The organism is Xylanibacter ruminicola, assembly GCF_900142525.1.
Lineage (GTDB): Bacteria > Bacteroidota > Bacteroidia > Bacteroidales > Bacteroidaceae > Prevotella > Prevotella ruminicola_A.
The window spans coordinates 158527-169744 of record NZ_FRBD01000005.1 but is presented as its reverse complement, the minus strand read 5'-3'; the positions used below and the strand labels follow the sequence as shown (position 1 = coordinate 169744).

The following is an 11218-nucleotide window of genomic DNA, read 5'->3' as shown; positions in this document are numbered from 1 at the left end:
AAATCACAAGGAATCATGATACCATGGGGATCCTCACCAGTCTGCGACATCTTCACATCATAGTCTTGAGTCTTGTTATAGATGTAGACTTGCTTCGAGAAATCTGTGAAGCTGAACGACGGATCGACTGTTATCACTTCTGATGGTAGTTCCGATTTATTTATACTCTGAGTATTGATAAACGTTGAGAGGTTGTCCACACCAAACAGAGCGTGAATCTCTGTGGTGGTATTCAATGTCTTACCATCGATGTTGCGCAGATAGAGTTCATCGTAAGCGCCACAAGCAGCAACAATGTACTTCACCTGACTTATGTTCAGGCGCTCAGCCTTGATTACCACGTCGTTCATATCGTAGTCACCCAAGTTGCGATCCTCGAAGCAGAACGTATATACATTATTTTTAATTTCCTGAGCTGCATCAACCTCCTTCAAGCCACCGTTAATTTCTACTATGATATCTACAAAGTTAACATCAGTACCTTCCTCAAACATCAGATAGACTCTCTGATTTGCTCCGAAGATGGCAGCGCGAGGATCGTCTAATAGCATACCCTTTTCAGTGGCCTGACTGAATTTTGGATACTGATTAATTTCCTTATTCAAACGTCCATCAGCATAAACTTCTCCATTATCCTCATTTTTATATGACTTGTTTTTATAAGCAGTTCCCTTACTTGGAGAGATGGCATCGTTATCTGTTGAAAAAGAATCCGCCCAATCTTTTCCATTATTTTTTCTAAACATGAAACCTACATAGTAGCCTTCAGGAATAACGAAGCTCTGAACGGTAACATCGTTTGTGTCATCGCTCTTGATATCACCGAAATATGGCAGCACATATTCGTGTACTTTAAAATAATCACCAACGCCTAAACCAATGCCACTAGCCGTCTTTGTAAGTTTACTATCAATACACTTGAATTTTGGCAAGTTCTTTATGAAAGCGATCTGCTCTTCATCCGATTTATCATTTAGCTCATTAGGATTGAAATAATAATAATAAACAGAAGAATTATTAATTTCGGTAGATAACATCTGTACAGGAGACACCGTAATAGGAGCCTTACCATCTGCAACGAGATAGTTCTTAGTCAACTCATATACAGGCGATGTACGGATAGTGTTCAGATTCATTGTCTTGTACTTACCATCTCTTCCTTTCTTTCCACCCAATGCTGCAAGAATGGTTTCAAGGCCTTGTTTTTCAGCATCAGTGATAGTTACATCACGATAGATGGCCGATTTTTCCACTTTCCAAGTTCCGTTACCACCTTCATTGCTCAGCATCCAAATACGCTCGTTGTCCCATTTACTATCTTTCCAAGGATCGATGACTGCTTCTTCACCTTCCTGACCAGCCATACGGGCACGCATAGCATTATAAGTCAAATAAGAGTTTTTATACTTCATCTTCAAACCTGCAGGATCTGGCAGAGTGGGCAAATCATATGCAGCTCTTGTGCGAGCTTTTGCAGGTTCTGTGAACTTCACATTAGCATCGCCAGCCTTAAAACCAGCCACATAATAGATACCTTTGCTGTCGACACAGGCGGCCACCAAGTCTGAGTATTCCGATGGGCAATCGTATGTAAGCGACACAGTCTGGCCTTTACTGATTTCAGCCTCGTTCAGTACACGAGCGTCTTCATTGAAATAAGGAGCCTCCGTCAAAATCTGTACTTTCACGATGTCGGCCATTGGAGCATCGGCAGTTACAGAAACTGTATACTTCTTTGTTGAACTCCAATCCTGGTTAGCACTAAATGTTGTTCCAAACACTTTAACAACGTTGGCATCAATTTCCTCCTGAGTTGCCTTGTTATTAGTAGGTGTAGGAGTTGGCTCTGGAGTTGGCACAGGCTCTGGCTCTGTGCCATCAAAACCCTTTACGCAGCCGGATAGGATTAATCCTAAAACTGCAATTGATAATAACTTCTTCATAAGCGTCAAATATTTAATAAATCAAATTGTTTTTTCTGTCATAATCTTCAATTATTTGATATACCAATCCTGGTTCGTAGCTCCAGATGAAGTTGACCAATCTATAAAGCCTGGGAAGAACTCATCTATGCGTTTGCTCTCGTTTTCACGCTTCAAGATAGTATTTTCAAATACACTGATATTTACACCATGCAGGTAGAACGCAAATGGATAATTACCCTCGCGAACGAAATACAAGCCCTTACTTGGGTCTGAGCAGTCATCGCCAGTACCAAAATAACTGGTATTCATCTTAGCAGTAGGAGCCTCCATTGGGATATGTACTTCCCAATTCTTCTCTCCTTCAGAACGATAGATGAAAGGTTTTATCAAAGCTATATCAGCAGACGAGCCTAATGGATTCTTATACGACAGTTCCAGTATATAGGTGGTTCCGAGTTCACCTTTGAAATCTGCTGTCAGATAATAAACATTGCCATCCTTAGTAAACGAGGTTTCCTCTGCTACAGTTGAACCTTTGGCAATCTTCTTCATAACAATCGATTGAGGAGTGGTCTTTGTTTCCAAAGTCAAAGCCAATCCACTTGTCAACTCTACATAATTCTGATAAGTGGTAAGATAGAATGTTTCCTTAATAATTTTTCCACTCTCATTAAACTCTTTCTCATGCTTAGCATTTACCAAAGCATCATTAAGATCATAGTCACCAGCGTTTGGCCACAGATCCTCGAAAGCATACACACCATTGGTTGAAGATTTTCTGTCTTCAATCTCTGGCAACTCAGCAAATACATTCACTGGCTTTAGAGCAAAAATCAAATCATCAAAATCCTGATCATCGTTGGCATCCTCAAACGACACAATAGTATATGTTTCACCATTAGATGCTTTATATCCAAACTTTGCGCCACGGCTCTCGCCATTAGGATTTGGGAATTTTCCTCCATCGGCAGAGTATGACAATCCATCAGTGGTAGCACACCATGTGTTATACTTATTGTTCCAATATTTAGGTCCCTCACATCTTATACAATAGTCGTTGCCCTGATTGCCCCATCCTTGGGTTCTCAAGATGAAACCGATTCTTGTGCCCCTAGGAAACACCTTGGTTGCACCCGTCTTATCATTATTGGCGATATTAGGATAATACATCAGTTGTACCGCATCACCTCGGTTTACACCAATATTTCCCTGATAAGATTCCAACTTCTTCTCTGTTGCTCTTGGCCAGTTACCATCCTGGGTATTAGGGAACACCATAATGACATTAATGTCCATAGGTTTAGTAGGCTTATTGTCATCTGTATAGTAATAGTAGCCTAATGTAGAGTTCCAGCATGTACCACTACCAAGAACAGTAAAAGAAACCTCAGAATCCTGCTCAAGCAGTAGGTCTGGAGATGAACAATACTCTTTATTCATTGCACTTCCCGATGTGAAAGCTTTGCCTACAACAGAGTAAAGGTCTTGCATCTCTTCTTCGCTGAAATAGAGCTTAGAATCGGCAGTAGTCTTATCGATGAGGTAGTCAGGACGGCCAGAAGCCGAATTCCATGTACCAAGCCAATTTTTCCATTCCTGATAGATTCTCGTCTTGCCATCAGTCTTAAGACCCATTTTTAGCTTTGCAATATCGTCTGTCGACTCACCAGGTCCCAATGCTCTAGTAATAGCACGAGTTGAGGCGACATTTATGTTTTCAGCAACCACAGATGCTGTTCCATTCTGCACATCAGCCTCCATCAGAAGCATTCCTGTAAAAAAATTACCTGTGGCGATATAAAGATGCTGGGCGTAAATGGGCAACTCGATAGTAGCACTATACTTGCCGTTTGCCCCCGTATAATCCTCAAATATAGGAGTAACATTCTCATTCCACTGATCATCTGGGGCATCCTCGACTGTCACGAATGGATTCTGGGTGTAAACACCAAAGAAAACCGGGCCATAAGTTTGAAATGCGGAATAATCTACATTGAGTTTTACCTTCTGAACAGTAGAGAAATCAAAAGTATTTGGAACTTTCGGTGTTGGGGTTGGTTCAGGAGTTGGTGTAGGCTCTGGTTCCATGCCATCAATACCCTTTACGCAGCCTGATAGGATTAACCCTAAAACTGCAATTGATAATAACTTCTTCATAAGCGTCAAATATTTAATCGATTAAATTGTATTCTTTTGGCAAAAATACTAAATATTTCCGCTATTTGCTAATATTTTAGAGACAAAATGTATTTTATTAACTTTTATTCACAATAGAATCTCTTTTACTCTCTTAATTTCACCCAGTAGGCGGTGCCGGTCATTTTGTGGGTGGTACATTACGTACAGTACGCCTTAGGGCGCACTGGAGTACGTCAACTAAAGTACTCGAGTGCGCCGTAAGGCGTACTAATCGTCCCAATTATATTGCTTCACGTATTTATCGAACGAGAGTTTTTTCAAGCCTAGTTCTTCGAGAACTTCCTCAATCAACTTGATATCAGCAGGCGAGCACATTCTCTCTCCTCGCCTACGTTCGAAATAACCTGTACGACCGAATTTACCTATCAAACGATACATAAACGTGGAATACTGACGTGGCAACATCTCTTCCTGCATATTCTTAAATCCACGTGCATATGTTTGTAATTCATCTGTACGATAAAACTCACATTCTTTAGATGATTTTGCAAGCAGCGGATTTACCATCCTAACTATATTGTACTTATCTGTTAACATATTCATTGCTAATGCGTGCAGGCAGTGAGCTGCTAGGGGGCAATTAGACTTGATACATACTGGATACCAGTCGGGAACTTCTTCAGATTTAATATTATTCATTGTTGTCTATTTTGTTATATGCAAAGGTATATAATAATCATGAGAACACAAAATAAAATCAGGGTAAATTTGGATATTTCGCAATTTTGCACTATCTTTGCCCCCATGATACATTACATTAAGTTACTTAGACCGCTGCAGTGGCTCAAAAACGTATTTGTGTTTGCGCCCATATTCTTCAGCACCAACCTGCTGAAGCCTGAGTATTTCTGGCCCACGCTAGTAGTGTTTGCATCGTTCTGCTTGATATCAAGCTCCATCTACTGCTTCAACGATCTGAAAGATGTTGAGGCAGACAGACTGCACCCTAAGAAATGTAAACGTCCGATTGCTTCGGGTAAGGTTTCCGTGATGGGCGGCTACACCATGATGATTGTATGTACCATTGGTGCCCTGGCACTACTGCCATTGGCTCAAAGCGAGAACACACCCTATCTTTATGCCGTAGTCATAGGCTACTGGCTGATGAACATTGCTTACTGCATGAAGTTGAAGCAATTTGCCATTCTCGACGTATCAATCATCGCCATCGGATTCGTGATGCGAGTATTGGTGGGAGGTATAGCCACAGACATCTGGATATCGCATTGGCTGGTGATGATGACTTTCCTGGTAACACTGTTCCTAGCCTTTACCAAACGTAACGACGACTACCGCATCTACGAACAGACGGGAACCAAACCCCGCGTATCGATTACCGGATATAACAAGACCTTTATCAACGAGGCCACAGCTATCATCGCCTCAGTTACCTTGGTGTGTTACATCATGTACACCATGTCGCCAGAGGTTATCCATCGTCTAGGTACGCGATATGTCTACCTCACATCTGGATGGGTGCTGGCAGGTCTGCTGCGCTATCTGCAGAATATGATTGTGTTTGGATTGAGTGGCAGTCCTACCAAATCGCTGGTTAAAGATCACTTTATCCAGTTCTGCATCTTTGGCTGGATAGCCTCGTTCTTCGTCATTATCTACCTGTAAAGATGAATAAGAAAGAAAGATACGATAAGATATTGGCGCATTTCCGCGAGAAAATGCCTGTAGTAACTACCGAACTGGATTTTGGCAGTACATTCCAATTGTTAGTAGCTGTGGTGCTGAGTGCTCAGTGTACTGACAAGCGCATCAACCAGGTCACCCCTGATCTGTTTGCCCATTACCCTGACGCCAAGGCGATGGCAAAAGCTGAGGAAGAAGAGGTGTTTGAGTGGATCAAGAGCGTATCGTACCCCAATGCCAAAGCTAGGCATTTGGTTGAGATGGCTAGGGTATTGATGGAGAAATACGATGGCGAGGTTCCTAGCACGCTCGATGAGCTGCTCACTCTACCAGGAGTGGGACGAAAAACAGCTAATGTGATTCAGAGTGTGGCTTTTGGAAAAGCGACACTGGCTGTAGACACTCACGTGTTCCGTGTGGCACATCGATTGGGGTTGGTATCACCAAGCGATAATACACCTTATAAGGTTGAGATGGCACTCACCAAGTATATTCCTGACGAGGATATACCTAATGCTCATCATTGGCTTTTGCTGCATGGGCGATACGTTTGTACAGCGAGGAAGCCTAAGTGTGATGTGTGTGAGATTAATACCCTGTGTGCAAAAAGAATATAGGAAGATATGGAGCTTGATCAGACCACCCCTAGCCCCTCCTGCTCAGGAGGGGAATCCGTAGGAGGCCCCTTTATTTAGCGGAACCACGATGACCACCTTTGCCCCAGTTACGGAAGGCTTTGCGATGGAACTGATCCTCTGCAATAATAGATTTATATACTTTTGTGGCTGATACCACCTTCAGGAACTTGTTGTGATAAGTCTGCTGGATGCTCTTCAGCTCCATCTCCAACTGGTCGCGACGCTGGATAGCGCGTTTGCTAGAAGCCTCGTCAGAAGGTGCCTTAAAGAGTTCACGCATCTCGTGATAAACAGCACGCTGTTTCTTCTGCATCTCACGATAAAGCGGGAAGAACTTTGCAGATTCCTCAGGAGTAAAGCCTGCCTCGTTAGTGATATACTGCTCCAAAGCAGCCTGGAATTTTTCAGGAGAGAACTTCTGCTGTTCCTCAGCCTTTGCACCAAGAACAACCATCAACATCATAACAACAGAAATAAGTAGTTTTTTCATCATTAAACACATTTTAATTACTTTCAGCCAAGTAGGCATAGATTTCGTGATTGTCGAGCATCATATAGTCTGCAGCTTCGTCGAAATACCCCTCAGCATTCTCCTGCTGCTGTGGCTGAGACACCACCTTTGCCTGAACGGGGGCAGCAGACGACACATCTACAGATGGGCGCCACATCCAAGCAGCTCCTGCCACCAACAAAGCACACACACCAGCTGCCGCATAGAAAACGGGGCGCATAAATACAGACTTAGCACGACGTTTAGGCTGCTCAGGCAGATTCTGCATCACCTGGGCAGTAAGGTTATCGAAATAACCCTCTGGAACACGGAACGGATTCCGCTTTCCAACCTTTTCCTGTATGTACATTTCTTCGTTCATCGTATATATGACGTATTGATATTCAAATAGTTTAATCGCGTTGCTTAAAATATTCAGTTATTTTTTTTACTGCTATATGATAGCTCGCTTTCAGTGCTCCTTCAGAGGTATTAAGTATCTTGCTGATATCGCTGTACTTCATCTCTTCAAAGTATCTCAGAGTGAAAACCGTGCGCTGCACATCTGGCAGCGATGCAATCGCCTCCTGAAGCATCGCCTCGGTAGCATCGCCATCAAAATAATCATCAGCCAGCAGTCCCTTGGCTACAGAAAGATCTTCAGCAGCAGCTGAGGCCAAGTGCTTGTTGCGACGCAACTGGTCGAGACTCTCATTGATGGCAATTCGAGTCAGCCAAGTCGACATCTTCGAATCGCGATTAAAGGTATCGTATGCATTCCATGCCTTCAGAAAAGTATTCTGAAGCACGTCGTTAGCATCTTCGTGAGTAAGCACGATACGACGTATCTGCCAATAAAGCTGCTCGCTATACTCGCGTACTATCGATTCGAACTCTCTGCGCTTATCCATTTGAGTTCCTTACTTATAACCTTATCGAATCCATAGACATCAGGCCAAAATTCGATGGTACCAGTCTTTGGATTAGGGAAGGCTGTATAATAAATAATGTATAGAGGCACATGGGGCGAAACGCCATGATACGAAATCAAGCGATAAGGGCGCTCAGCATCAGCGTGCTGACGTAGCCATGTGCGACCACGTTCTGTAACAGGTGGTATATCCATCGAGATGCGAATGCTCTCGCGTGTCCACTCATCAACATCAGGCAGCAGATAGCAAGCCAACTCGAACGGCTTCTGCACTCGAACACAACCATGCGACAATGTACGACGATCGCGCTGGAAAGCACCACGGTTATTGGTATCATGCAGGTAAATCGAGAAATTGTTAGGGAATCGGAATACGATTCTACCTAACGAGTTGCCTACTCCACCCTTCTGACTGATACGCAGATTGCCTGATCGCAGCGTTTCAGCACTTGCATCAGCCACATTCACCACCTCACCCGTACTCTTATCCGTAATAGTATAGCGATTGCGGGCAAAATAGGCAGAATCGCCTGCATGATGCAAAACCTCTGTTTTAATGATATTATGAGGAATAATCCATTCAGGGTTAACCTGCAGATAACTGATCTCGCTATTCAACAATGGCGTTTTAGTGGGAAATGCTCCGCAGCAGATACGCATATCAAGCACTGTATCGCCACCAAGCGCCCAAAGATGCTGAGCAGGAATGTTTACAAGTATCTGGCGCTGGTTGGGCTTAGGGTGTGGTATCTGCCAGCGACAACGCTCCATATTCACTGCTATCTGATGACGTCGCTCTGCATCAGTCGTCTTATCCATCTCATTGAGGAGTGCCTTATATATATAGGTATTAGGAGCCGACTCTATCAGATAAGACACTCTGTCGCTCTCTTTAACCTTCTTTGCAGCCTCTGTTGTATCAGGTGCTGCCACCTCGTAATCAAACACACGGGCAAAGGTTTCAGGATTGCCAACTTTAGGATCCAGGCGATTAAAGATTCGCGGACGCATAAATCCGAATCGTTGACCAGTAGCATAGCGGATATAAGCTTTCGTAAGATTTGCATCCAGTCGAGGTAACAGCTCATTAATGCTTACACCAACTGAATCAAAGGCCAGCTTATGTACGATTTCAAAATCGTTTGCTATCTGCGGGATCAAGAATGCGGCAGTATCCAGTCCGTTACGGGGCACCTCACGACTCAGGATAGCGAAGACAGAATCCGCATCCTGAAATACCCCCATACGATCGAACCACACACCCGTCAGCGTGCTATCCATCTGGTTCACATACTCTCCAAAGGCAGAACGGTCAGCCTCTGTCAACTCGCGGGCAGCCTTCTCATGGCAGGCCATCAGCAAGCAACAGACACCTAACAGAATGAAGGTTACTGAATAGAAACCTTGCGTACTACCTTGTCGACCTTTAATATGTAACACCCTTTAGTAAGATTTAAATTCACACGCTGATTTGGAGACTCAATATGATAGGTTTCCAAAATCTTGCCTGTGAGAGATATCACCTGAAGATCCTTACCCTGAGCACCACTTACTACAACAGATCTGCCTTCGATGGCAATCGTAATCGTAGCATCATCAACCTGTGCCAAAGGGGCTGGGTCGATGAACAAACTGGTAGCTGTTATAGGGGCAGCCATCAGGCATAATATGGTTGATATGAGTAAAAACTTCCGCATATACAACTATTTATAGTTGGGGCAAAGATAGTTAAATCTTCCGAATTGACAAAATTTTAAGCTAAAAAAGTGTAATTTCCAGGCTTTTATACATCAAAAACGTCCATTTCGTTGGTCAAAAAGCTATTATCAAACACTTCTTTGGCTTGATTCAGCAGAATTGTTTCGTCTTCATATCTGGAACTGTAATGCCCCAAAAGCAACTTACCCACCCCAGCATCGCGGGCCACCATAGCAGCCTGTCGGGCTGTGGAATGGCAATACTTCTCAGCTTGTGGCAGATGGTCATCACCATAGGTACTTTCGTGATAGAGCGTGCTTACCCCTTTCACCTCTTTCCAAAGATCTGGTATATAACGGGTATCTGAAAGATAGGCATAACTACGAGCAGGGGCAGCAGGCGTTACCAGTCTTGAATTAGGAATTACCTCACCATCAGGCATTGTCCAGTCAGCCCCACATTTGATATTATTCACCTGACTTCTTGGAATATCGTAACACTCTAACATTTCAGGACGGATATGGGGCTGCGAGGGTTTCTCGCTAATCAGATAGCCACAACAAGGCATGCGATGAATCAGAGGAATGCTCTCAACCGTGATGCTACGATCTTCGAAAACAACAGCACGTTTAGTGGTATCAACAGGATAAAAGGCCACCTCGAAGCCCAGATCATGTGTATAGAATTTTAACTGCCTGTCGAGTTCGTCTCCAAGTTCCTTTGGTCCATGAACATGCAGCTTCGCAGTTCGACCTAGGAGACCAAAGGTAGAAATCATACCTATCAGTCCAAAGCAGTGATCGCCATGTAGATGAGTGATAAACACGTGACTCAGTTTAGTAAAGCGTACTCTACCCTTACGCAGTTGCATCTGAGTACCCTCAGCGCAATCCAGCATCAGTACCTTTTCGCGTACCTCAACCACCTGCGACGAAGCATAATGACGCAGTGTTGGAAGGGCACTTCCGCATCCTAATATATGTACTTTAAACGGTTCCAATGTGTATTACAATTTCATATATTCATCCTGATGCTCTTCAAGCTTCAATCCATGAAGATCTGGAGCAGGTTTCTCTCTCCAACGAGAGTACTCCAAAGTTTCCTCTTCGTCCCGAGGCTTACCAATGGTTTTATAAACCAATGTATCAGCAGAGAGTTTCAAGATATCATAATAGTCAGTTTCCTCCGACTGGCCACCACCTTCACGTATAGAGGTAATCTCCAGTTTTCCGTTAAAGATGCGCCATGTACGATAAGTGATGTTTGTCATCTCTATTGACTCAGCCACACCACCCTCTTTGATGCGGATACCTATCTCATCGCTGCCATCAAGCGGATCTGGCATCACCCAGTTGCCCAACAGCAGATTAATATTGATGACTTCCGTAGCCTCGGTTTGTTTTTTATTGGTCATGATGGCCAAGCGATCACCAGGCCTAACAGAACCCAACATCTTATGGTCGTTCTGTGCTGGTGTAATATCAAGTGTCAGCGTATCACCATTATCCGTTACGACCTTCAGAGAAGAGGTCGAAGGAATACTTCCACAGAGCCCATAGATGGTATGATCGCGAATCAGGTCGTTCACATCAACAGTATCTTCCTCACGCTCAGCATGATGACCACCACCGCCACAACTCAAAAACATCACTGTAGCTAATGCTATACTCAAAAATACCAGTTTTTTCATATCGCC

At 43.6% G+C, this 11218-nt stretch carries 12 protein-coding genes; 2 read left to right on the top strand and 10 right to left on the bottom strand.

Annotation, left to right across the window (positions count from 1 at the left end; translation table 11 throughout):
- From BUB86_RS04900 to BUB86_RS04890, 3 genes are all read right to left on the bottom strand, one after another.
- Window positions 1-1943: hypothetical protein (locus tag BUB86_RS04900; RefSeq protein ID WP_217653219.1), on the bottom strand; the 1943-nt coding region annotated here is incomplete at its 3' end.
- 51 nt (window positions 1944-1994) lie between these two features.
- Window positions 1995-4082 (bottom strand): LruC domain-containing protein, encoded by a 2088-nt coding sequence (locus BUB86_RS04895; RefSeq protein WP_073206353.1) that lies wholly within the window; start codon window positions 4080-4082, stop codon window positions 1995-1997.
- A gap of 249 nt (window positions 4083-4331) precedes the next feature.
- On the bottom strand, window positions 4332-4763 hold the full coding sequence (locus BUB86_RS04890; RefSeq protein ID WP_081373103.1) for a DUF6078 family protein: 432 nt from the start codon (window positions 4761-4763) through the stop codon (window positions 4332-4334).
- Window positions 4764-4868: 105 nt separating this feature from the next.
- Here BUB86_RS04890 and BUB86_RS04885 point away from each other — a divergent pair, with 105 nt between their 5' ends.
- Both BUB86_RS04885 and nth read left to right on the top strand, forming a co-directional pair.
- A complete protein-coding gene (locus BUB86_RS04885) occupies window positions 4869-5747 on the top strand; it encodes a UbiA prenyltransferase family protein (RefSeq protein WP_073206351.1) in 879 nt (292 codons plus the stop codon).
- A gap of 2 nt (window positions 5748-5749) precedes the next feature.
- A complete protein-coding gene (nth, locus tag BUB86_RS04880) occupies window positions 5750-6382 on the top strand; it encodes an endonuclease III (protein ID WP_073206348.1) in 633 nt (210 codons plus the stop codon).
- A gap of 70 nt (window positions 6383-6452) precedes the next feature.
- On the opposite strand, the gene BUB86_RS04875 is transcribed toward nth, so the two are convergent.
- The 7 genes from BUB86_RS04875 to BUB86_RS04845 form a co-directional block, all read right to left on the bottom strand.
- A complete protein-coding gene (locus BUB86_RS04875; RefSeq protein WP_073206346.1) occupies window positions 6453-6896 on the bottom strand; it encodes a hypothetical protein in 444 nt (147 codons plus the stop codon).
- Window positions 6897-6906: 10 nt separating this feature from the next.
- Window positions 6907-7263: a hypothetical protein gene (locus BUB86_RS04870; protein ID WP_175549413.1), complete on the bottom strand. Its 357-nt coding sequence runs from the start codon at window positions 7261-7263 to the stop codon at window positions 6907-6909.
- A 43-nt stretch (window positions 7264-7306) separates the two neighbouring features.
- The gene (locus BUB86_RS04865; RefSeq protein WP_073206340.1) at window positions 7307-7804 is read right to left on the bottom strand and encodes an RNA polymerase sigma factor; all 498 of its coding nucleotides are present in this window, start codon (window positions 7802-7804) and stop codon (window positions 7307-7309) included.
- The gene (locus BUB86_RS04860; protein WP_139261417.1) at window positions 7774-9264 is read right to left on the bottom strand and encodes a L,D-transpeptidase family protein; all 1491 of its coding nucleotides are present in this window, start codon (window positions 9262-9264) and stop codon (window positions 7774-7776) included. Before BUB86_RS04860 ends, BUB86_RS04865 begins: the two co-directional genes overlap by 31 nt.
- Window positions 9213-9521 (bottom strand): T9SS type A sorting domain-containing protein, encoded by a 309-nt coding sequence (locus BUB86_RS04855; RefSeq protein WP_139261415.1) that lies wholly within the window; start codon window positions 9519-9521, stop codon window positions 9213-9215. The genes BUB86_RS04860 and BUB86_RS04855 overlap by 52 nt, the downstream gene beginning before the upstream one ends.
- Before the next feature lie 86 nt (window positions 9522-9607).
- Window positions 9608-10522: a ribonuclease Z gene (locus BUB86_RS04850; protein ID WP_073206332.1), complete on the bottom strand. Its 915-nt coding sequence runs from the start codon at window positions 10520-10522 to the stop codon at window positions 9608-9610.
- 6 nt (window positions 10523-10528) lie between these two features.
- Window positions 10529-11212 carry a lipocalin family protein gene (locus BUB86_RS04845; protein ID WP_081373102.1) on the bottom strand — a complete coding sequence of 228 codons (684 nt, stop codon included), beginning with the start codon at window positions 11210-11212 and terminating at the stop codon, window positions 10529-10531.
- Window positions 11213-11218 lie beyond the last annotated feature (6 nt).

Bases quoted from the DNA above. Each gene is read 5' to 3' on its own strand.
- BUB86_RS04895 (WP_073206353.1), bottom strand. From the start codon at position 4,082: ATGAAGAAGTTATTATCAATTGCAGTTTTAGGGTTAATCCTATCAGGC.
- BUB86_RS04890 (WP_081373103.1), bottom strand. From the start codon at position 4,763: ATGAATAATATTAAATCTGAAGAAGTTCCCGACTGGTATCCAGTATGT.
- BUB86_RS04885 (WP_073206351.1), top strand. From the start codon at position 4,869: ATGATACATTACATTAAGTTACTTAGACCGCTGCAGTGGCTCAAAAAC.
- nth (WP_073206348.1), top strand. From the start codon at position 5,750: ATGAATAAGAAAGAAAGATACGATAAGATATTGGCGCATTTCCGCGAG.
- BUB86_RS04875 (WP_073206346.1), bottom strand. From the start codon at position 6,896: ATGATGAAAAAACTACTTATTTCTGTTGTTATGATGTTGATGGTTGTT.
- BUB86_RS04870 (WP_175549413.1), bottom strand. From the start codon at position 7,263: ATGTACATACAGGAAAAGGTTGGAAAGCGGAATCCGTTCCGTGTTCCA.
- BUB86_RS04865 (WP_073206340.1), bottom strand. From the start codon at position 7,804: ATGGATAAGCGCAGAGAGTTCGAATCGATAGTACGCGAGTATAGCGAG.
- BUB86_RS04855 (WP_139261415.1), bottom strand. From the start codon at position 9,521: ATGCGGAAGTTTTTACTCATATCAACCATATTATGCCTGATGGCTGCC.
- BUB86_RS04845 (WP_081373102.1), bottom strand. From the start codon at position 11,212: ATGAAAAAACTGGTATTTTTGAGTATAGCATTAGCTACAGTGATGTTT.